Source organism: Streptomyces solitudinis (assembly GCF_036323765.1).
In the GTDB taxonomy this organism is placed as follows: domain Bacteria; phylum Actinomycetota; class Actinomycetes; order Streptomycetales; family Streptomycetaceae; genus Streptomyces.
This window is the reverse complement of the sequence record NZ_JAZDCW010000005.1, coordinates 1-21638: the sequence shown is the minus strand read 5'-3', so window position 1 is coordinate 21638 and position 21638 is coordinate 1. Positions and strand designations below refer to the sequence as shown.

Annotated in this window: 18 protein-coding genes; 13 read left to right on the top strand and 5 right to left on the bottom strand. The window is 75.8% G+C overall.

Going from position 1 to position 21638, the window contains the following annotated elements:
• The first annotated feature begins 25 nt into the window (after nucleotides 1-25).
• Nucleotides 26-940, top strand: coding sequence for a DNA-3-methyladenine glycosylase family protein (locus V1J52_RS14220; RefSeq protein ID WP_330140144.1), 915 nt, complete (start codon nucleotides 26-28; stop codon nucleotides 938-940).
• A 27-nt stretch (nucleotides 941-967) separates the two neighbouring features.
• On the opposite strand, the gene V1J52_RS14215 is transcribed toward V1J52_RS14220, so the two are convergent.
• From V1J52_RS14215 to V1J52_RS14205, 3 genes are read right to left on the bottom strand one after another with little or no spacing between them, the layout of a single operon-like run.
• Nucleotides 968-2335 (bottom strand): coenzyme F420-0:L-glutamate ligase, encoded by a 1368-nt coding sequence (locus V1J52_RS14215; RefSeq protein ID WP_330140143.1) that lies wholly within the window; start codon nucleotides 2333-2335, stop codon nucleotides 968-970.
• Nucleotides 2332-3291 (bottom strand): 2-phospho-L-lactate transferase, encoded by a 960-nt coding sequence (gene cofD / locus V1J52_RS14210; RefSeq protein ID WP_330140142.1) that lies wholly within the window; start codon nucleotides 3289-3291, stop codon nucleotides 2332-2334. The genes V1J52_RS14215 and cofD overlap by 4 nt, the downstream gene beginning before the upstream one ends.
• 13 nt (nucleotides 3292-3304) lie before the next feature.
• Nucleotides 3305-3814 carry a cysteine dioxygenase gene (locus V1J52_RS14205; RefSeq protein WP_330140141.1) on the bottom strand — a complete coding sequence of 170 codons (510 nt, stop codon included), beginning with the start codon at nucleotides 3812-3814 and terminating at the stop codon, nucleotides 3305-3307.
• Between the two features lie 729 nt (nucleotides 3815-4543).
• Here V1J52_RS14205 and V1J52_RS14200 point away from each other — a divergent pair.
• From V1J52_RS14200 to V1J52_RS14190, 3 genes are all read left to right on the top strand, one after another.
• Entirely contained in the window at nucleotides 4544-4807 is a 264-nt protein-coding gene (locus tag V1J52_RS14200; RefSeq protein ID WP_330140140.1) for a WhiB family transcriptional regulator, read from the top strand.
• Between the two features lie 277 nt (nucleotides 4808-5084).
• Nucleotides 5085-8729 carry a glycosyltransferase family 2 protein gene (locus V1J52_RS14195; protein WP_330140139.1) on the top strand — a complete coding sequence of 1215 codons (3645 nt, stop codon included), beginning with the start codon at nucleotides 5085-5087 and terminating at the stop codon, nucleotides 8727-8729.
• Nucleotides 8726-10249 carry a DUF5719 family protein gene (locus tag V1J52_RS14190; protein WP_330140138.1) on the top strand — a complete coding sequence of 508 codons (1524 nt, stop codon included), beginning with the start codon at nucleotides 8726-8728 and terminating at the stop codon, nucleotides 10247-10249. The genes V1J52_RS14195 and V1J52_RS14190 overlap by 4 nt, the downstream gene beginning before the upstream one ends.
• 27 nt (nucleotides 10250-10276) lie before the next feature.
• On the opposite strand, the gene V1J52_RS14185 is transcribed toward V1J52_RS14190, so the two are convergent.
• Nucleotides 10277-10741, bottom strand: a complete 465-nt coding sequence (locus V1J52_RS14185; protein WP_330140137.1) for a metallopeptidase family protein — start codon at nucleotides 10739-10741, stop codon at nucleotides 10277-10279.
• Between the two features lie 234 nt (nucleotides 10742-10975).
• On the opposite strand from V1J52_RS14185, the gene V1J52_RS14180 reads away from it, so the two are divergent.
• From V1J52_RS14180 to V1J52_RS14145, 8 genes are all read left to right on the top strand, one after another.
• A complete protein-coding gene (locus V1J52_RS14180) occupies nucleotides 10976-11410 on the top strand; it encodes a DUF3499 domain-containing protein (RefSeq protein ID WP_330140136.1) in 435 nt (144 codons plus the stop codon).
• Nucleotides 11411-11500: 90 nt separating this feature from the next.
• Nucleotides 11501-12859 (top strand): phosphomannomutase/phosphoglucomutase, encoded by a 1359-nt coding sequence (locus tag V1J52_RS14175; RefSeq protein WP_330140135.1) that lies wholly within the window; start codon nucleotides 11501-11503, stop codon nucleotides 12857-12859.
• A gap of 217 nt (nucleotides 12860-13076) precedes the next feature.
• On the top strand, nucleotides 13077-13292 hold the full coding sequence (locus V1J52_RS14170) for a Trm112 family protein (RefSeq protein WP_330140134.1): 216 nt from the start codon (nucleotides 13077-13079) through the stop codon (nucleotides 13290-13292).
• Nucleotides 13293-13304: 12 nt separating this feature from the next.
• Nucleotides 13305-14537, top strand: coding sequence for an SIS domain-containing protein (locus V1J52_RS14165; protein WP_330140133.1), 1233 nt, complete (start codon nucleotides 13305-13307; stop codon nucleotides 14535-14537).
• A gap of 75 nt (nucleotides 14538-14612) precedes the next feature.
• Complete coding sequence (manA, locus tag V1J52_RS14160; RefSeq protein ID WP_330140132.1) at nucleotides 14613-15821, top strand: mannose-6-phosphate isomerase, class I; 1209 nt, start codon at nucleotides 14613-14615, stop codon at nucleotides 15819-15821.
• 43 nt (nucleotides 15822-15864) lie between these two features.
• Nucleotides 15865-16788: a cation diffusion facilitator family transporter gene (locus tag V1J52_RS14155; RefSeq protein ID WP_330140131.1), complete on the top strand. Its 924-nt coding sequence runs from the start codon at nucleotides 15865-15867 to the stop codon at nucleotides 16786-16788.
• Between the two features lie 329 nt (nucleotides 16789-17117).
• Complete coding sequence (ahcY, locus tag V1J52_RS14150; protein ID WP_330140130.1) at nucleotides 17118-18575, top strand: adenosylhomocysteinase; 1458 nt, start codon at nucleotides 17118-17120, stop codon at nucleotides 18573-18575.
• Nucleotides 18576-18650: 75 nt separating this feature from the next.
• The gene (locus tag V1J52_RS14145; RefSeq protein ID WP_330140129.1) at nucleotides 18651-19265 is read left to right on the top strand and encodes a hypothetical protein; all 615 of its coding nucleotides are present in this window, start codon (nucleotides 18651-18653) and stop codon (nucleotides 19263-19265) included.
• Nucleotides 19266-19296: 31 nt separating this feature from the next.
• Here V1J52_RS14145 and V1J52_RS14140 read toward each other — a convergent pair whose 3' ends face one another.
• Nucleotides 19297-20220, bottom strand: coding sequence for an RDD family protein (locus V1J52_RS14140; protein ID WP_330140128.1), 924 nt, complete (start codon nucleotides 20218-20220; stop codon nucleotides 19297-19299).
• 97 nt (nucleotides 20221-20317) lie between these two features.
• Here V1J52_RS14140 and V1J52_RS14135 point away from each other — a divergent pair, with 97 nt between their 5' ends.
• Complete coding sequence (locus V1J52_RS14135) at nucleotides 20318-21325, top strand: stage II sporulation protein M (protein WP_330140127.1); 1008 nt, start codon at nucleotides 20318-20320, stop codon at nucleotides 21323-21325.
• The last annotated feature ends 313 nt before the right edge of the window (nucleotides 21326-21638 follow it).

Sequence of the window (21638 nt, the reverse complement as noted above, 5' to 3'; positions counted from 1 at the left end):
CGCCCCGGCGGGCTAGCCTGGTGCGGTGTCCCTCACCCGCCGCTGGGCGCCGCCTGGCCCGTACGACCTGCGCCGCAGCCTAGGCGTGCTGCGGCGCGGCCCGTACGACCCCGCCTACCGCGTCGCCGCCGGGGCCGTGTGGCGGACGCAGCGCACACCGGACGGCCCGGCCACGCTCCGGCTCGCCGCCGACGGCACCGGCGTCCGGGCCGACGCCTGGGGGCCCGGCGCGGCCTGGGCGCTCGACCGGCTGCCCGCGCTGCTCGGCGCCGAGGACCGCCCCGAGGAGTTCACCGCCCACCACCGCGTCACCCGCGAGGCGCACCGCCGCAACCCCGGGGTGCGGCTCGTGCGCACCGGGCTGGTGCTGGAGTCGCTGATCCCCTCGGTGCTGGAGCAGAAGGTCACCGCCGACGAGGCGTACCGGGCCTGGCGGCTGCTGCTGCGCCGCTTCGGCGAACCGGCGCCCGGCCCCGCCGCGGGCCGCCCCGAGGGCCTGTACGTCACGCCCGCGCCGCGCACCTGGGCGCTCGTCCCGTCCTGGGAGTGGCACCGGGCGGGGGTGGACGGCAAGCGGTCCGCGACGGTCCTGCGCGCCTGCCGGGTGGCGTCCCGCCTGGAGGAGGCCGCCGCCATGGCCCTGCCGGACGCGATGGCCCGGCTCCAGGCCGTCCCCGGCATCGGACCGTGGACGGCCGCCGAGACGCTCCAGCGCTCCAACGGCGAACCGGACGCCATCACCGTCGGCGACCTGCACCTGCCCCGGCAGGTCGGCTACGCGCTCACCGGCCGCCGGGACACCGACGACGCGGGCATGCTGGCCCTCCTCGCCCCCTACGCGGGCCAGCGCCACCGCGCGGCCCGGCTCGTCCTCGCCGGGGGCCCGGCCCTGCCCCGCCGGGCCCCGCGCATGTACGTCCGCGACACCGCCACGATCTGAGCGCCCCCGCGGGGGCGGGCCGGCCGGCTAGCGCACCACCGTGAAGTCCGCGGCCGGCCGCTCGGGCCGCTCGCGCGGCGGCTCCGCCGGGTGACCGACGGCGACGGCGCCCATCGGGTCCCAGGTGGCGGGCAGCTCCAGCACCTCCCGCACGACGTCGCGGCAGAACATCGTCGAGGACACCCAGGCCGAACCCAGCCGCTCCCCGGCCAGCGCGACGAGGAAGTTCTGCACCCCGGCGCCCGCCGCGACGACGAACATCTCCCGCTCGGCGGCCGACCGCCGCGCGTCCGGGTAGGCGTGCGCGCCGTCCGTCACCAGGCACGGCACCACCAGGTAGGGCGCACGGCGCAGCACGTCGCCCCGGCGCACCCGGCGCGCGACGGACTCCTCGCTGCGCCCGTCCGCGCGCAGGTCCGCGATCCACGCGTCCCGCATCGCGTCCAGCAGCCGCAGCCGGGCGTGCGCGCTCTCCAGCAGGACGAACCGCCAGGGCGCCGTGTGGTGCGGGGCGGGCGCGGTGACGGCTAGGGCCACCGCGCGGCGCACCGCCCCGCCGTCCACCGGCGCGTCGGTGAACGCGCGGACGGTGCGGCGCTGGGCCACCGCCTCCCGCACGGCCTCGGAGGCACCGAGCCGGAACATGTCGTTCCGGGCCGCGCGCACCAGAGCCCGCGCCCCGGTGTCCGGCTCGTCCCCGTCGTCGGGCGCCAGCTCGCGCACGTGCTGCGGCAGACCGCGCACGACGGCCACCGGCAGGCCGTCCGCCTTGCCCTTCACCAGCTCGCCCGCCCCGGCCAGTTCGTCGGCGACGGCGGTGACGGTGACGCCGAGCGGGTTGCCGTGGGCGTCGGTACCGCCGCGCAGGTCCGCCAGGACGCGCAGCCCGGCCGCGCCGATCGCCACATCCGTCTGCCCCTCGCGCCAGGGCCGCCCGAAGGTGTCCGTGACGACGACGCCGACCTCGACACCCAGCGCCGCGCGCAGGCCGTCGCGCAGGCGGCGGGCGGAGCCGTCCGGGTCCTCGGGCAGCAGCAGCACGGTGCCCGCGGGGGTGTTGGAGGCGTCCACCCCGGCCGCCGCCATGACGAAGCCGTGCCGGGACTCCACGATCCGCGCCGGGCCGCGCCGGGCGACGACACGGACGGTCTCGGCGTCGATCGCCGCCTCGCGGTCGGCCGCGCGCACCACCCGGCCCTCGGCCTTGCTGACGATCTTCGACGTCACGACGACCACGTCGCCGTCGGCCAGGCCGGGCAGGCCCGGCCGGGTGGCGGCCTCCGCGACGAGCCGCACCAGATCGTCGCCCGGCGCCACCTCGGGGATGCCCGGCAGCGCCCACACCCGGTACGCGGGCACGTCCGACGCCTCGCGCGGACCGCGCGCCGCCGTCATACGCGCACCTCCGCGGCCAGCGTGAGCGCCTCGCCGGCCATCGCGGCGGTGGCGGCCTCGTCCGACATCAGCAGCGGCACCGCCCGGCAGCGGATGCCGGCGGCCTCCACCTCCGGTACGGCACCGGCGTCGTCGGTGTGGACGAGCCAGCCGTCCAGCAGCCCCGAGCCGTAGTGCCGCGCGACGGCGGCGGCGCTCGTCTCCACGCCGATGGCGGCCAGCATCTTGTCGGCCATGCCCCGCACCGGGGCGCCGCCGATGACGGGGGAGAGCCCGACGACGGGCACCCCGGCGTCCGCGATGGCCTCCCGCACACCGGGGACGGCCAGGATCGTGCCGACGCTCACGACCGGGTTGGACGGCGGGAAGAGCACCACGTCCGCCGCCGCCACGGCCTCCAGCACGCCGGGCGCGGGGGCGGCCTGGTCGGCGCCCACGGGCACGACGGCGTGCGCCTCGACCGCGGCGCGCAGCCGCACCCAGTACTCCTGGAAGTGGACGGCCTTGCGGCCCTCGCCGGTGTCGATGACGACGTGGGTCTCCACCCGGTCGTCCGTCATCGGCAGCAGCCGAACGCCGGGCTGCCAGCGCTCGCACAGCGCCTCGGTGACGGCGCTCAGCGGGTATCCGGCGCCCAGCATCTGCGTCCGCACGATGTGGGTGGCCACGTCCCGGTCCCCGAGCCCGAACCACTCGGGCCCCACCCCGTAGGCGGCCAGCTCCTCCTTCACCGCGAACGTCTCACCGGCCCGGCCCCAGCCCTGCTCCTCGTGGATGCCGCCGCCGAGCGTGTACATCACGGTGTCCAGGTCCGGGCACACCTTGAGCCCGAACAGGTGGATGTCGTCCGCGGTGTTGCCGATGACGGTGATGTCCGCGTCGGGCGCGGCCTGTTTGAGGCCGCGCAGGAACCGGGCGCCGCCGATGCCTCCGGCCAGAACCACAATGCGCTGCATGCGGGACAGTCTGTCAGCCGGCGGCGGCGTCCCGGAGCGCGGGCGAGGCGGTGCCCGCCGCGTCGCGCGGCGGGCGCATCGGCATCTGCGTCAGGCCGGGGAAGTAGACGTGCAGGCTGACGGCGGGCTCCAGCGCGGTGTTGACGACCTCGTGCGCGCGGCCCGGCGCGAGGACGCGCTGCGTCCCCGGGGCCAGCGTGCGGGTGCGCCCGCCGGTGTGCTCGGTGAGCCGCCCGGCAAGGACGGTCAGGACGCCGCTGGACGGGCCGTGGTCGTGGTGGCCGCTGCCCTGGCCCGGGAGCCAGCTCAGCAGCCACACCTCGTAGCCGGGACCGGTGCGCAGCCGGTGGTACCAGCGGGTGGTGGCGTCGTAGCGGACGAGCGGCTCCCAGCCCGCGCGGTCGTCCGCGAGGCGGCGGGCGAGCCCGGCGAACCCGGCGACGGTGCCGGGGTGTGCCGGGGCGGGCGGCAGGAGGTGGGTGACGGCGAGGAGGTCGCCGGCGATTTCGACGTCGCTGTTCACGGTGGCGGTTCCCTGGGGCGGAGAGCGGGCAGCGGGCGCGGCGGCGCGGGGTACGGCAGTACGGTGGTGCGGCGCTACGGCAGTACGGGGGTACGGCGGGGAGGCGCCGACGGGCTCAGGACCGAGCGGGACATCCCGGGAGCGGGCGTACCGGAGGGGCGGGCCGAAGGCGGCGGCGGGACCTCAGCGGCAGCGCGGACAGCAACAGCGACACAGCACCCGGGCAGCGCGAAGGGACCCGCTGGTGCGGGCCTGGCGGTACGCGGTGGTCGCTGGCATGGGGACAGGAGAGCGCGAGCGCCGTCCGCCTGTCAACCGGATGCCCGGTTTGGCCGCACTTCCTCACTCCAACCGGTGAGGTGCGCAGCCGAAAGGTTTGTGCGCCGCGAGGGCGGATACAAGGCGTGCCAACCGCACGGGTCAAGGCCGTCGCGTGCCCGTGGTCACTTAGTGATCTTGGTCGCTCCGGTGCGTGCGGCACCACGCGGTCCGCCTCCGCCGTGTTCTCGTCCCCGTGGCGGAGCGAGACCGGGTGGGGTGGGATCGCCGCAAAGTTTGTGGCGATTTGAACACTTTCTGCGGGGCCTTGGTTCCGCAGAGTGAATAACCGGCTCAATAGCAGAACCCGGCTTGACTGCCCTTGATCGGCGCACTTGTAATTTCACTCGTGTCGTTCAGGGATCGACAACAACGGCACACGGGGACGCAAAGACGACGAGGGGCGCGCACATGACCGAGCAGTTCCAGCAGCTGCTGGTACAGGAGGCGGACGAGGAGCTCGGCTGGCAGGAGCGCGCGCTGTGCGCTCAGACGGACCCGGAATCGTTTTTTCCGGAGAAGGGCGGCTCCACGCGCGAGGCCAAAAAGGTCTGCCTCGCCTGCGAGGTCCGGTCCGAATGCCTGGAGTACGCCCTCGCCAATGACGAACGCTTCGGGATCTGGGGCGGCCTGTCCGAGCGGGAACGCCGCCGGCTGAAGAAGGCAGCGGTCTGACGCGCCCGTCCCGCTCTCCCGGCCCCCTCCGCGTCCGGCCCGGCGCCCAGGGGGCCGTTCCGTGTCCGGCCCGGTCCGGGGCCGCCCGCCCGCGCAACAGGCGCTTCACGCGGGCGCGTTGGGCGGCAATGCGGTGAAAGCGGCGCAGCGCGGGCGTAGCGGACGGCGTCCCCGGGCAGCGGCCCGGCGCGCCCGCGCCGAACCGCACTAGGGTGGGGCACCGTCCACGACGCAGCGCGCGTCGCCACCACCCACACCGACCGGGGCCGACAGCTCGATGTCCGTGCACAGCCAGTCGGCGGCCCAGTACGAGCAGGCCGCCCCCGAGTTCCCCCAGCACGTCGTGACCGCCGTGCTCGTTTCCCACGACGGCGAGCGGTGGCTGCCCGACGCGCTGGCCGGAGTGACCGGCCAGACGCGCCCCGCCCAGGACGTCATCGCCGCCGACACCGGCAGCGCCGACGCCTCCGCCCAGCTCCTCGCCGACGCCCTCGGCCCGGACCGGGTGCTGCACCTGGCCCGGCGCACCGGATTCGGCACCGCCGTCGCGGAGGCGGCCCGCACCGCGCCCGCCCTCACCCCCGACGAGCTGCCCTACCTCAAGCGCCCCGACGCCTGGGACCCGCAGACGCGCAGGTGGCGCATGGACACCTACGACATGCCGGAGTTCCCGCACGGCGAACCCGTGCACTGGCTGTGGCTGCTCCACGACGACTGCGCGCCCGAACCCGACGCCCTGCTCGAACTCCTGCGCGTCGCCGACAGCAGCCCGTCCGCGACCATCGTCGGACCCAAGCTGCGGAGCTGGTACAACAGCCGCCAGCTCCTGGAGGTCGGCGTCTCCATCGCCAACAGCGGACGGCGCTGGACGGGCCTGGACCGCCGCGAGCAGGACCAGGGCCAGCACGACCAGGTGCGCGAGGTCCTCGCCGTCTCCACCGCGGGCATGCTCATCCGGCGCGACGCCTTCGAACGCCTGGGCGGCTTCGACCGCCGGCTGCCGCTCATGCGCGACGACGTCGACCTGTGCTGGCGCGCCCGTGCGGCCGGGCACACCGTCCTGGTCGCCCCGCAGGCCGTCCTGCGGCACGCCGAGGCGGCGGCCCGCGAGCGCCGCCCCATCGACTGCGCGGGCCGCGCCGTCGCCGGGCCGCACCGCGTCGACAAGGCGGGCGCCGTCTACACGCTGCTCGCCAACGCCCGCACCCGCGCCCTGCCCTGGGTGCTGCTCCGGCTCGTCCTGGGCACCCTGCTGCGGACGGTGGCCTACCTCGTCGGCAAGGTCCCCGGCCAGGCCCTGGAGGAGATCACCGGTCTCGTCCGCACACTGCTGCGCCCGGGACTGCTCGCCGCCGCCCGCCGCCGCCGCGGCAGACCCGCCGTCGCCCACGGCGAACTCCGCCCGCACTTCCCGCCGCCCGGCGCCACCATCCGGGCCACCGTCGAACAGGCCGCCGCGTCCCTGTCGCTCGGCGACGACACCGAGACGACGGGCGGCAGCCGGCACGGCGCCGTCGAATCCGGCCCCGGCTCGGACGACGCCGACTTCCTGGACGTCGAGCAGTTCGCCCGGCTCAAGCGGATCGCCCGCAAGCCCGCACCCGTGCTGTTCGCCGTGCTGCTGCTCATCTCGCTCGTCGCCTGCCGCGCCCTGCTCGGCGGCGGCGCCCTCGCCGGAGGCGCCCTGCTGCCCGCTCCGGGCGGCGCCGCCGAACTGTGGGCGCGCTACGCCGAGGCGTGGCACCCCGTCGGCGTGGGCGCCGACGGCTCCGCGCCGCCCTACCTCGCCGTCCTCGCCGCCCTCGCGGCGGTCCTCCTCGGCAGCACCGGGCTGACGATGACGCTGCTGCTGGTCTGCTCGGTGCCGCTGGCCGGGCTCTCCGCCTACTTCGCCTCCCGCCCGCTGGTCGGCTCCCGCCTGCTGCGCGCCTGGGGCGCCGTCGCCTACGCCTTCCTGCCCGCCGTCACCGGGGCGCTGGCCACCGGGCGGATCGGCACCGCCGTGCTGGCCGTGCTGCTGCCGCCCATGGCGCGGGCCGCAGTCGCCGCCGCCGGGCCCGGCACCGCCCGGCCCAGCCGGCGCGCGCTGTGGGCCTGCGTCCTGCTGCTGACGCTCACCACCGCGTTCACGCCCGTCATCTGGCCGGTCGCCGCCGTGCTGACGCTGCTCACTACCGCACTAGCCGTGCGCCGGGGCGGCGGCCTGGGCACGTACGCACCGCGCGCGCTGCTGCTGCTCGCCACGCCGCTGCTGCTGCTGGCGCCCTGGTCGTGGACGCTGCTCACCGACCCGGCCGCGTTCCTCACCGAGGCCGGACTCCCGTACGCCTCCGCCACCCCCTCCGCCGTGCACCTGCTCGCGCTGGACCCGGGCGGCCCCGGCACCCACGGCGGGCTCCTCCTGCTCGGGCTGGTACTCGCCGCGCTGGCCGCGCTGCTGCGCCGCGAGCGCCGGGCCACCGTCGCCGCCGCCTGGGCGTGCGCCCTGACCGGACTGCTGTTCGCGGTGGCCGCCGCCGGTTCCGCGTGGGCCGGACCCGCCACGCTCGTCTACGGGCTCGCGCTGCTGGCCGCCGCCGTGCTGGGGGCCGAGGGGGCGCGCGGACGCGTCGCGGCCGAGTCCTTCGGCTGGCGGCAGCCCGTCGCCGTCCTCGTCGCCGCCGCCGCGGCGGCGGCACCGGTCGTCTCGGCGCTGAGCTGGACGGTGACCGGCGCGGACGGGCCGCTGGAGCGCCGCGCTCCCGTCCAGGTGCCCGCCTTCGTGGCGGAGGAGTCCGCCACCGGCGACCGGCCGCGCACGCTGGTGCTGACCGGCGGCGACGGGACACCCGTGCGCTACTCCCTCGTGCGCGGCTCCGGCGCCCGTCTGGGCGACGGCGACCTGCTGAGCACCGCGGGGGCCGGCGCCCGGCTGGACGGCATCGTCGCCCGGCTCGTCGCCGGGTCCGGAGCCGACCAGCGCGAACAGCTCGGCGGGTACGGCGTGCGCTACGTGTTCGCCCGCGCCGGGACCCCGCGCAGCGCCGTCGACGTGCTCAACGCGACGCCCGGCCTCGAACGGCTCAGCAACCAGGCCGGGGGCCAGCTCTGGCGGGTGGACGACGGCACCGGCGCCGACATCGCCCGGGTCACCGTCGTCACCGAGGGCGCGGGACCGTACGCCGTACCGGCCGGGCCGGTCGACGCCCGGGGCGACGTCCCGGCCGGGCCCGAGGGCCGGGTGCTGCGGCTCGCGGACGCGGCGGCCGACGGCTGGCGGGCCACGCACAACGGCCGGCCGCTGGAACCCGTCACCGTGGACGGCTGGGCCCAGGGCTTCACGCTCGGCCCGGAGGCGGGCCCGGTGACCGTCACCTACGACACGCCGCTCAGCCGGACGGCGTGGGTGTGGACGCAGGCCGCCCTCACCCTGGTCGTGCTGGTGCTCGCGCTGCCCGGGCGGCGCCGCGTCCACGACGACGACCTCCCGGAGGCCGCCGAGCCGCCGCCCGTCCCCGCCGAGGGCGCCGAGGGCGACGGCCGCCGGGCACGGCGGCTGCGCGCCGCCGCCGAGAAGACGCCGGAGCCCGACGGCGCACCCGCGCCCGGGGAGCCCGGCGCGCCGGAAGCGCCCTCGTCCCCGCCCCAGCCGGAGTGGGAGGCGCAGCCGTACGCCGAGCCCTACGGCGACGGGCAGCCCCAGCCGTACGTGCCGGAGCAGCAGCCCTACGGCGACACCCGCCCCCAGCCGTACCCGGGGCCGCACGACGACCCCTACGGCGGCCGGTACGACGAGCGCTACGACGGATACGGCCAGGGGCCGGGCGGCCACCCCGACGCGCACCCCGCGCCCCACCCGGGCGGACCGTACGACGGCCCCTACGACGGGTACGGGAACGGCGCCCACGACGGCACGACGTACGACCACCGGAGCCAGCAGTGAGCCTCAACCGCCCCGCCGTCGCCCTGCTCGGGACGGTCACCGCGCTCGCCGCCGTCACCGGCGTGGCGACCCTGACCCTCCCCGCCGGCGCCCCGACCGCCGGCGCACCCCCGGCCGCCGCCGCCCGGCTCCCGGTCGAGCGCTCGGCGCTGGTCTGCCCGCAGCCGTCCACCTCCGAGCTGGCCGAGACCGTCTACACCGCCTTCACCCCCGCTCCCGCCGAGGGCGCCCCGGACGGCGGCAGCGCCGCCCTGCGGCCCGCGCCCTCCACGCTGGAGAAGGGCGGCCAGGAGGAGGACGACGAGAACGCGGACGCCGGTGTCCCGGCGGCGGTCGAGGAACCGGGCACCCCGGTGGTGCACGAGACGGACCGCCCCGACGCCCCGGCGCTCGCCGGGACGGCGACCGGCGGACTGGCACCCGGCTGGACCGTGCAGCAGACGACCACCATTTCCGGCGGCAGCGGCCGGGGCATGCTCGGCGCCCACTGCGCCGCCCCCGGCACCGCGTTCTGGTTCCCCGGCGTCAGTACCGCCGACGCGCGCCACGACTACGTCCACCTCGTCAACCCCGACGACAGCACCGCCACCGTCGACCTGCGGCTCTACGACACCGACGGCGTGGTCGAGACCGAGAGCGGCACGGGCATCACCATCCCGGCGCGCTCCAGCGTGCCGGTGCTGTTGTCCACGCTCGCCTCACGGCCCGCCGAGAACGCCACCCTGCACGTGGCGGCGCGCGTGGGACGCGTCGGCGCCCAGGTCCAGGCACTCGACGAGAAGCTGGGCTCCGACTGGCTCGCCCCGGCCGCCCCCGCCGACGGCCCCGTGGTCGTGCCGGGCATCCCCGGCGACGCCACGGAGGTGCGGCTGACGGCCTTCACACCGGGCGAGGCGGACATCGAGCTGGCCGTGCGCCTCGCCGGGCCGTCCGGCTCCTTCACCCCGGCGGGCCAGGAGACGCTGCACGTCAAGAGCGGGATGACCACCGCCGTCGACCTCGCCGACCTCACCCGGGGCGAGCCCGCCTCGCTGGTGCTGACGCCTTCCGGCGGCGCGGACGCGCCGGTCATGGCGGCCGTGCGGGTCCTGCGCGAGGAGGACGGCGAGCAGGAGACGGCCTTCGTCCCCGCCACCGCCCCCCTCGTCGAGCGCGCCACGGCGGCGGGCGGCGCGGCGGCGGGCACCGCGGACAGCACCCTGTTCCTGACGGCCCCGGACAGCGCGGCCACCGTGCGGGTCACCGCGTCGGCGGGCAGCGAAGGCGGCGAACCCGTCGTCAAGACCTACGCGTTGAAGCCCGGGACGACCACGGCGGTGACGGACCTGCGGCCGGAGGGCGGCAAGGGCCGCTTCGCGCTGACGGTCGAGCACGTCTCCGGGGGACCGGTGCACCCGGCCCGCATGCTGGCCCGCAGCGAGGACGGCGTCCCCATGTTCACCGTGCAGGCGCTGCCCGACGACGCGGGCACGGTCGCCGTACCCCAAGTCGAGCAGGACCTGTCCGTGCTCACGGACTGAAGTCCGGCGCGGCGGTACGGGCCGGAGTCAGTCCTGCCCGTACCGGGGGTCCACGGACTCCGGGGCCAGCCCGAGCAGCTCGGCGACCTGCTCCACGACGACCTCGTGGACGAGCAGCGCCCGCTCGTCACGGGTCTTGCTGCGCAGCTCCACCGGACGGCGGTACACGACGACCTGATCCGGGCGGTCCCCCCGGGCGGGCACGAGGCCGCCGAGCGGCACGGGCGCGCCGGGCCCGTCGAAGGCCCCGTCCCCGGACCCGTCCTCGCCGGGCCCCGGCACCTCCTGCACTCCGAAGACGACCGAGGAGAGCTGCGGCCACTGCCGCTCCAGCCGCTCGGCGGAGTCGCGCACCAGATCGTCGAAGGACGCGGCACGGCTGACCGCGAGCGGGACCTGCGGCGGCGCGACGGGGCCGCGCATGCCCCGGCCGTGCCGGTCTCGGTGGCGCGCCCGGTCCGGGGGCCGGGGCGGCGGTACGGAGCTGCTCATCACGCTTGAGCGTAGCCGCAGCGGGCGCCCCGCCACCGCCGTCCCGCGGGCCCGGGGCGGACCGGGACGGCGGTGGCCGCGTCCGGGCCCGTGGCGCCGGGCCGTGACCCCGCGCCGGGCCCGCGTCCGGCCCGCCGCTGGTCCGCGGTGGCTCCCGGGCCGACCCCCGCGCCGCCCGCGGCCGTTGGCGCGTGGTGCGTTACCGGGCGAAGCGGGACGACACGGCCGGGTGACGTGGGGAGGAGTCGTCGCGGCCCGCTCACAAGTACGGTACGGTCCAACATCGTGAGCCCTGTACGTCGCTGTTCGCGCACCGCGTGCGGTCGTCCCGCCGTAGCGACGCTGACGTACGTCTACGCGGACTCCACCGCAGTGCTCGGGCCGCTGGCGACCTACGCGGAACCGCACTGCTACGACCTGTGCTCCGACCACTCCGAACGGCTCACCGCCCCCCGTGGCTGGGAAGTCGTCCGGCTCGCCGTACCCCCGGGCCCGGCACGGCCCAGCGGCGACGACCTGGAAGCCCTCGCCGACGCCGTGCGCGAAGCCGCCCGGGGCCCCCGGAACACCCGCGAACGCGGCGAGCCCACGCCCCGGCGTCCCGAGGTCGACCCGATGGAGGTCGCCCGGCGCGGCCACCTGCGCGTCCTGCGCTCACCCGACAACTGACGCGGCCGGTTACCGACGGCGCCGCAGGGGCAGGCGGGATGCGACCGGTAGATTTGTGCTCCCTGCAACGGACTCCCGAAGGGGTGGGCTGTGCCTGACGTCTCGCAGATCATCAAGGCGTACGACGTGCGCGGAACGGTGCCCGACCAGCTCGACGAGGAGCTGGTGGAACTGTTCGGCGCCGCCTTCGCCGAGATCACCGGAGGCGGCGCGATCGTCGTCGGACACGATATGCGGCCCTCGTCACCGGGCCTGGCCGCCAGCTTCGCCCGGGGCGCCGCCGGACGCGGGGCGGACGTCACCCTCATCGGCCTGTGCTCCACCGACCAGCTCTACTTCGCCAGCGGCCACCTCGACCGGCCCGGCGCCATGTTCACCGCGAGCCACAACCCGGCGCAGTACAACGGCATCAAGATGTGCCGGGCCGGTGCCGCACCCGTCGGCCAGGACACCGGTCTCGCCGAGATCCGCGCCCTGGTGGAGAAGTGGCAGCGCGCCGGTCTCCCCGCCTCCGGAGCCACGCCCGGCACCGTCACCGAACAGGACCTGCTCGCCGCCTACGCCGAGTACCTGCGCACCCTGGTCGACCTGACGGGAATCCGTCGGCTGAAGGTCGTCGTCGACGCGGGCAACGGCATGGGCGGCCACACCGTGCCCAGCGTCCTCGACGGGCTGCCCCTCGACCTCGACCCGCTCTTCTTCGAGCTGGACGGCACCTTCCCCAACCACGAGGCCAACCCGCTGGACCCGGCCAACATCGTGGACCTCCAGCGGCGGGTGCGCGAGACCGGCGCCGACCTGGGCCTGGCCTTCGACGGGGACGCCGACCGGTGCTTCGTCGTGGACGAACGCGGCGAGCCCGTCTCCCCATCCGCGATCACCGCCCTCGTCGCCTCCCGCGAGCTGGCCAAGCACGGCGGCGGCACGGTCATCCACAACTGCATCACCTCCTGGTCGGTGCCCGAGGTGGTCAAGGAGGCGGGCGGCACCCCCGTCCGCACCCGGGTGGGCCACTCCTTCATCAAGGAGGAGATGGCCAGGACGGGCGCCATCTTCGGCGGCGAGCACTCCGCGCACTACTACTTCCGCGACTTCTGGAACGCCGACACCGGCATGCTGGCCGCCCTGCACGTCCTGGCCGCCCTCGGGGAGCAGGAGGGCACGCTGTCGCAGCTCGTGGCCTCCTACGACCGCTACGCCGCCTCCGGCGAGATCAACAGCCGCGTCGAGGACCAGGCCGGACGCGCCGCCGCCGTGGAGGCCGCCTACGCCGAGTGGGACGGCGTCGGACTCGACCACCTCGACGGCCTCACCGTCACCGCGTCCGACTGGTGGTTCAACCTCCGCGCGTCCAACACCGAGCCGCTGCTGCGGCTCAACGTCGAGGCCCGCGACGCCGCCACGATGCGCAGGGTCCGCGACGAGGTCCTGGCCCTCGTCCGCGCCTGACACCCACGGCGCACGCCTCGCGGGGTGGCACCTCACGCGTGCCCCCCCCCTGCGGCGGCCGCCTCGCGCGGGCCGTCCCCGGTGACCGTCTCCCGGCACCCGTCCGCCCGCCCGCCGTCCGCGCGGGCCCGCGGACGGTCCGGGGGCGGTCACCGGCGGTAGGCTGACCGCAGCCCGCGCGCACCAGCCGGCCCGCACACCCACCTGGAGGGACACCATGCCGCTCGAAGCCGGTCTCCTGGAGATCCTCGCCTGCCCCGCGTGCCACGCCCCCCTCCGCGAGGAGGCGGCCCCGCAGGCACCGGAGGAGACGGGCACGGACACCGCGCCCGACGGCGAACTGGTCTGCGCCGGGGACGCCTGCGGCCTGGCCTACCCCGTCCGCGACGGCATCCCCGTCCTGCTCGTCGACGAGGCCCGCCGCCCCGGCTGACGGGAGCCCGCCATGCTGGACGAGTCGCTGCTCGACGACGCCGAGGCCCTGGCCCGCGCCGACCACCACGGACTCCTGCGCGGCACCGCCGGAGCCGGCGCCCGGGTCCGCACGGCGGCCCGGCAGGCCACGGAGGCCGGGCTCACCTCCCTGCGCCCCGACGGCCGCCCCCGCGGCCTCCTCGTCGCCGGCCCCGGACCGGCCGCGGGCTGCGCCGCCGACCTCCTCGCCGCCGTCAACCACGGCGCCGTCCCCGTCGCCCTGCTGCGCCCCACCGGCGCCGGAGCGGCCCCCCACGCCCTGCGCTGGACGCTCCCCGGCTGGGCGGGCCCGGTGGACCTGCTGCTCGTCGTCACACCCGACGGCACCGAACCGGGCCTGGCCTTCCTCGCGGAACAGGCGTACCGCAGGGGCTGCACCGTCGTGGCCGTCACCCCGGCGGGCGGCCCGCTCGCCGAGACGGTCAGCGGAACGCACGGCCTCGCCGTCCCCGTCGCCCCGCCGCCCGCCGCGCCCGCCGACGGCACCCCCGGCTCCCCGCCCGGCCGCCCCGCCACCGTGCCCGGCACCCTGTGGGCGCTGCTCACGCCCCTGCTCGTCCTCACCGACCGGCTCGGGCTCGGCGAAACCCCCGGCACCGCCGTCCAGGCCCTCGCCGACCGGCTCGACCGCATCGCCGAGCGCTGCGGGCCCGCCACACCCACCTACGCCAACCCCGCCAAGACGCTCGCCGTCGAACTCGCCGAAGCGCTGCCGGTGCTGTGGAGCGAAGGCCCCCTCGCCTCGGCGGCGGCCCGCCACTTCACCACCGTCCTCGCCGCCCTGCCCGGCCGCCCCGCGCTCGCCGCGGAACTGCCCGAAGCCCTCACCAGCCACGCCGCCCTGCTCACCGGTGCCTTCGCGGGCGGCTCCGGCACCGGATCCGGCACCGCCCCCGACGACTTCTTCCGCGACCGGGTGGAGGAAGCGCAGGCCCTGCGTCCCCGCCTCGTCCTGCTGCGGGACAGCCCGCCCCCGGCCCCCGGACCCCCGCAGGCGAGCCCGCAAGACGCCCGGCCTCCGCAGACGGGCGGCGACACCGGGGAGACGGCCGCGCCCGCCGTCCGCGCGCTGGCCCACGCGCACGGCACCGCGCTCAGCGAACTCCGCCCCGCCGAGGGCAGCAGCGCGCTGGAGGCCGCCGCCGACCTCGTCGCCACCACCGATTTCGCCGCGGTTTACCTCACGCTCACCGCGAGCGCGTAAGTCTGGCCCGACCCGGCCCGACCCGCCCGCACCCCGGCACGGCGCCGAGCCGCAACGCTGCGAAGGAAACGCCCCATGGACCGCCTCGTCAACACCGTGCGCCCCTACGCCTGGGGATCGACCACGGCCATCCCCGAACTCCTCGGCCAGGAACCCACCGGCACACCGCAGGCGGAACTGTGGATGGGCGCCCACCCCGGCGCGCCCTCGCACGTCGACCGGGGCACGGGCCCGCAGCCGCTCTCCGAGGTCATCGCCGCCGACCCGGCCGGCGAACTCGGTACCGCCGCCGTGGACGCCTTCGGACCGCGGCTGCCGTTCCTCTTCAAGGTCCTGGCCGCCGCCGCGCCGCTGTCCCTCCAGGTCCACCCCGACCTCGGCCAGGCCGCCACGGGATTCGCCGCCGAGGAGGCCGCGGGCGTCCCCGCCGACGCACCGCACCGCAACTACAAGGACGCCAACCACAAGCCCGAACTGCTCTGCGCCCTCACGCCCTTCGAGGGCCTGTGCGGGTTCCGCCCGGCCGAGGAGGCCGCCGCGCTGCTGGCCGCCCTCGACGTCGACGGGCTCAAGCCCTACGCCGACCTGCTGCACGCCCGCCCCGAGGCCGAGGCGCTGCGCGAGGTGCTCACCGCCGTCCTGACCGCCGACCGGGCGGAGTCCGCCACGACCGTCACCGAAGCCGTCGCCGCCGCCGAACGGCTGGCCGGGAACGGCGGACCGCACGCCGCCGCCTACGCCGCCTGCGCCGCAGCCGCCCACCACTACCCGGGCGACCCCGGCTTCGTCGCCGCCCTCCTCCTGCACCACGTGCGCCTGCAACCCGGCGAGGCCCTGTACCTGGGCGCCGGCGTGCCGCACGCCTACCTGAGCGGGCTCGGCGTGGAACTGATGGCCAACTCCGACAACGTCCTGCGCTGCGGCTTCACGCCCAAGCACGTGGACGTGCCGGAACTGCTGCGCGTCGTGCGCTTCGAACCGGGCGACCCCGCGGTGCTGCGCCCGGAGGCCGACGCCGCCGGGGACGAGGTGTACGCCGCCCCCGTCACCGAGTTCCGGCTCACCCGCCACGTCGTCGCGCCCGGAGCCGCCGCGCGCCGACTGCCCGACGCGGGCGCCCAGATCCTGCTGTGCACCGCCGGAGAGGTCACGCTCTCGGACGGCGCGGGGCGCGAACTGGTGCTGCCCCGGGGCGGATCGGCGTACGCGCGGGCGGGCACCGAGGTGCACGCCGAAGGGAGCGGTACGCTCTTCCGCGCCACGGCTGCCGTGGCACCGCGTTGAGCCGTCCACCGGCGCCACACGCGGACCGACCGGAAGGAACCGGATGAGCGCCCACAGCGGTACCAAGGCGATCCTCGCCGCCTTGTTCGCCAACCTGGCCATCGCCGTCGCCAAGTTCGTCGCCTGGGCCTTCAGCGGCTCCTCGTCGATGCTGGCCGAAGGCGTCCACTCGCTCGCCGACTCAAGCAACCAGGGCCTGCTGCTGCTCGGCGGGAAGAAGGCCAAGCGCGCGGCCAGCAAGGAGCACCCCTTCGGGTACGGGCGCGAGCGCTACATCTACAGCTTCCTCGTCGCCATCGTGCTGTTCAGCCTCGGCGGCGTCTTCGCCCTCTACGAGGGGTACCACAAGATCTCCGACCCGCACCCGCTGGAGCACTGGTACTGGCCGGTGGGCGTCCTCGTCTTCGGCATCATCGCGGAGTGCTTCTCCTTCCGCACCGCCATCCAGGAGGCCAACGCCGTCCGGGGTGATCAGTCGTGGACCGAGTTCGTGCGGCACGCCAAGGCCCCCGAGCTGCCGGTCATCCTGCTGGAGGACCTCGGCGCGCTGGTCGGCCTGGTCCTGGCCCTGGGCGGCGTGGGCATGGCGCTGCTGACCGGCGACGGCGTCTGGGACGGCGTCGGCACCCTGTGCATCGGCGTCCTGCTGGTGGTCATCGCCATCGTGCTCGCGGTGGAGACGAAGTCGCTGCTGCTGGGCGAGTCCGCCGGCGCGGGGGACCTGGACAAGATCCGGGACGCCATGGTGGACGGCGAGACCGTCACCGGCATCATCCACATGCGCACCCTGCACCTGGGCCCGGAGGAACTGCTCGTCGCCGCGAAGGTCGCCGTCGAGCACGACGACACGGCGGCGGAGATCGCCCGGGCCATCGACGAGGCCGAGACCCGCATCCGCACCGCCGTTCCCACCGCGCGCGTCATCTACCTGGAACCCGACCTCTACCGCCCCGCCGCCACGCCCTGACCGCTGCGCCCCGGCCGCCGCACCGTGCCGCCCCGAGCGCCGTCCCGCCCGGCCGCCGGACGGCGCGATGCGTGCGCGCGTGCGAACGGTGTACCGTCGACAGCGCACAGACGTCGCTGCTGATGGCGGTCGGGCGCCCCGCACACCGGGGCGGTCGAGGGAGAGAGGGCCTCCGACGGACTGCGCTGCGGCCAGGGACCGGTGGGTCCGCGGACGCGCCCGTGGAGGCGCACGCCACACCGCCGGGCACCGCGCGCCTTCGCGTACCCGCCCTGCCCGCTGCCGCAGACCAGCACCCCGTACCCCGAGCGAACCGCGGAGCAGCTTTCATGACGACGCCCGACACCTCCCAGGACTTCAAGGTCGCCGACCTCTCCCTGGCGGCGTTCGGCCGCAAGGAGATCTCGCTGGCCGAGCACGAGATGCCCGGCCTGATGGCGATCCGCGAGGAGTTCGCCGCGCAGCAGCCGCTGGCCGGCGCGCGGATCACCGGCTCGCTGCACATGACCGTGCAGACGGCCGTGCTGATCGAGACCCTGGTGGCGCTCGGTGCCCGCGTCCGCTGGGCGTCCTGCAACATCTTCTCCACCCAGGACCACGCCGCCGCCGCCGTCGTCGTCGGCCCCGAGGGCACCCCCGAAGCGCCCCGCGGCGTCCCGGTGTACGCCTGGAAGGGCGAGACGCTCCAGGAGTACTGGTGGTGCACCGAGCAGGCCCTGACCTGGACGGACGCCGCCACCGGCGGCCCCAACATGATCCTCGACGACGGCGGTGACGCCACCTTGCTCCTCCACAAGGGCGTGGAGTACGAGAAGGCCGGCGAGGTCCCGGCCGTCGAGACCGCCGAGAACGAGGAGCACCAGGTCATCCTGGAACTCCTGCACCGCACCCTCGCGGCGGACCCGGCCAAGTGGACGAACCTCGCCTCCGAGATCCGCGGCGTCACGGAGGAGACCACCACCGGCGTGCACCGGCTGTACGAGATGCAGCAGGAAGGCGCCCTCCTCTTCCCCGCGATCAACGTGAACGACGCGGTGACCAAGTCCAAGTTCGACAACAAGTACGGCTGCCGCCACTCGCTGATCGACGGCATCAACCGGGCCACCGACGTGCTCATCGGCGGCAAGGTCGCGGTGGTCTGCGGTTACGGCGACGTGGGCAAGGGCTGCGCCGAGTCGCTGCGCGGCCAGGGCGCCCGCGTCATCGTCACCGAGATCGACCCCATCTGCGCCCTCCAGGCCGCGATGGACGGCTACCAGGTCGCCACGCTGGACGACGTGGTGGAGACGGCCGACATCTTCATCACCACCACCGGGAACCGGGACATCATCCTGGCCTCGGACATGGAGCGGATGAAGCACCAGGCGATCGTCGGGAACATCGGCCACTTCGACAACGAGATCGACATGGCCGGGCTCGCCCGGATTCCCGGCGTCGTGCGGGACGAGGTCAAGCCCCAGGTGCACACCTGGACCTTCCCGGACGGGAAGAAGATCATCGTGCTCTCCGAGGGCCGCCTGCTGAACCTCGGCAACGCCACCGGTCACCCGTCGTTCGTCATGTCCAACTCCTTCGCCAACCAGACGATCGCCCAGATCGAGCTGTTCACCCGGCCCGAGCAGTACCCCACCGGCGTCTACGTGCTGCCCAAGCACCTGGACGAGAAGGTCGCCCGCCTGCACCTGGAGGCACTGGGCGCCAGGCTCACCACCCTGCGCCCGGAGCAGGCGGCCTACATCGGCGTCCCCGTCGAGGGCCCGTTCAAGCCCGACCACTACCGGTACTGATCACCCGGCAGCAGCAGGCACCCGGCCCCCGCCGCCCGCCCGGGCGACGGGGGCCCGCCGTATCGAGGACCCACCATGCCCCGCGGCCGCTACTCGCTCCACGACCCCCACGACCACACCCCCCTCGGCGACGAACACTTCCAGTGCGCCACCGGCCCCTCCGGCTGGCGCTACGTCTCCCGGACCACCACCGCCTCGGGAGCCGAGGCGGGCTCCGTCGACCTCACCCTCGACGGACTCGGCCGTCCCCTGCGTCTCGAACTGCGCACCACCGCCTGGCACGTCCGCGGCGCCGCACTCGACGGCGTCACCTGGGTCCGCGGCGACCCCGGAGGGACCCACGCGCAGGAGGGCAACACCGCCGCCCACGCCTTCACCGGCGCCTCACCCGCCTTCCTCGTCGCCACGGCCCGCCTGCTCCGCCCGGCCCCCGGCGGACCACCGGCCCGCGCCCGCCTCGTCGCCTTCGCCCCGCCCGTGCTGGCACCCCGCACCCTCGACCAGGGCTGGGCACTGCTCGGCAGCGAAACACACCCCACTGACAGCGGGCCCCTGACCGTGGACGCGTACCAGGTCAGCGACCTCCAGACCGGGGAGCAGCAGACGGTCCACCTCGCCGGCGACGTCGTACTCGCCGCCCCCGGCGTCGAACTGGAGGAGCTGGAGTCCCCGCCCTCCGCCTTCCCCTGAGCCGGGGCGGCCCGGCGCTGCCGGGCGCGGCTCAGGAGGGCGGCACGAACCCGCCCGGCCCCCTGCGCCCCGCGCCGTGCGGCTCCGCGGACGGCGCGGGGGGAGCCGGTGCGGTGGGCGGCGCGGGAGCCGCCGGCGGCGCCTGCCCGGACACCGGCGCGGCGGGCGGCTGCGGCGGTCCGGACGGCCCCGGAGCCTGGGCGGCCGCGCCCCCGAAGGCGCGCCGCGCCTCCCGCGCCTGCCGCTCGGCCAGCACCCCGGACAGGTACCCCACGGCCGGGACGCCCGGCGGAGGCGGCGTGCCGGTGGCCGCGGCCACGTCCTCCGCCAGGCGCCGCCCCATCGACTCGCCGACCTGCGGATCGAGCTGCCCGACGCGGGTCAGGAACTGCCGCACCGCGAGCCACAGCCCGTCCGGCACCCGCGACAGGTCCAGCCCGCCCAGCTGCCCCGCCAGCCACGGCGGGGCAGGCGGCACCGCCGCCGTCCGGGCCACGGGTATGCGCTCGCGCACCACGAGCGTCCCCGCGAAGACGTCCCCGAGCCGCCGCCCGCGCGCCGACACCAGCGACGCGACGCACGCGACCGTCCCGAGCGTGAGCTGGATCTCGACGAACCCCAGCAGTCCGCGCACCAGCGCGTGCCGGAAACGCACCGGGCCGCCGTCCACCCGCACCACGCGCAGGCCGCACACCACCTTCCCCAGCGACCGCCCGTGGCTCAGCGTCTCCACCGCGACCGGCACCCCCATCAGCACCAGCACCAGCAGCCCCACCTGCACGGCCGCGACCGCCGCGACGTCCAGCGCACCCACCGCCGTCATCAGCGCCACCGACAGCAGCAGGTAGACCGCCCACAGCACCACGAGGTCCAAGGCCACCGCCAGCGCCCGGCTCGGCAGCCGCGCGGGCCGCAGCCCGAGCACCACCGCGTCGCCCGTCACCAGTTCGCTCACGCACCCGTCCCCTTCTCACCCATGCCGTCGCCCATGCGAACAGTCTGCCGACCGGGAGCGGCTGACCGCCACGGCGGCCTTCTGCCAAGCTCTCCCCATGGATGTCGACGTCTTCGTCAGCGCGCACCGGGCCGAGTGGGAGCGCCTGGAGGAACTGCTGCGCCACCGACGCCGACGCACCGGTGCCGAGGCCGACGAACTCGTCACCCTCTACCAGCGCACCGCCAGCCACCTCTCCCTGATCCGCTCCAGCGCGCCCGACCCCGCGCTCACCGCCCGGCTCACCGGCCTCGTCGCCCGCGCCCGCAGCGCGGTGACGAGCCCGCGCCGCTCCTCGTGGCGCGACGCCGGGCGGTTCTTCGCCGTCGGCTTCCCGGCCGCCGTCCACCGCACGCTGAGCTGGTGGGCCCCGACCGCCGTGCTCTCCCTGCTGCTCGCGGCGGTGATCGGCTGGTGGATCGGCACGCACCCGGACGTCCAGTCGGCCGTCGCGGCGCCGGAGGAGCTGCGGCAGATGACCCGTCCGGGCGGTGAGTACGAGGCGTACTACTCCAGCAACCCGGCCGCGTCCTTCGCGGCCCAGGTCTGGACGAACAACGCGCAGGCCGTGGCCGTCTGCCTGATCTTCGGCGCGCTGCTGGGCGTCCCCGTCCTGTGGGTGCTGCTCCTCAACATGGCGAACCTCGGCGTCGGCATCGGTCTCATGGCGTCCGCCGGCCGCCTGGACGTGTTCCTGGGCCTCGTCCTGCCGCACGGCCTCCTCGAACTGACGGCGGTCTTCGTCGCTGCGGGCACCGGACTGAAGCTCGGCTGGACGATCGTCGACCCGGGTCCGCGCAGCCGCCGCGAGGCGCTGGCCGAGGAGGGCCGGGCGGCGATCGGCATGGCCGTCGGCCTCGCCGCCGTCCTGTTCGTGTCGGGTCTGATCGAAGGCTTCGTGACGCCGTCCGGCCTACCGACCTGGGCCCGGATCACCATCGGCGTGGCAGCGGAACTGGCCTTTCTGGCGTACGTGGCCGTGGCCGGGGGCCGCGCCGTCCGCGCGGGGGAGACCGGCGACGTCGAGGCCGCCGACCGGCCCGCCGCCGTGCCCACGGCGGCATGACGGGCGTCGGATGTGCGTGGCGCCCGGCCGGACTGCTATGGTCATCACCGCCCGGCACCACCCCTTGACGGGGAGGCTGGCGGGAGGTAGATTTGAACAGTTGTCCGGAAGCTGCTAGGCTCCGGATTAGCGGTGGCAATCTCCCGCCTCGAAATGCTTACTCTGATGACAGCACAAGAGGCGTTCCGCATCTCTCTGGTGAATCCGGCGGCCGATTAGGCCGGGGGAAATGATCCTGATAGAGTCGGAGACACCGAAGGGAAGCGCCCGGAGGAAAGCCTGAGAGGGTCTTCCGAAGGAAGCGTCCGTTCCT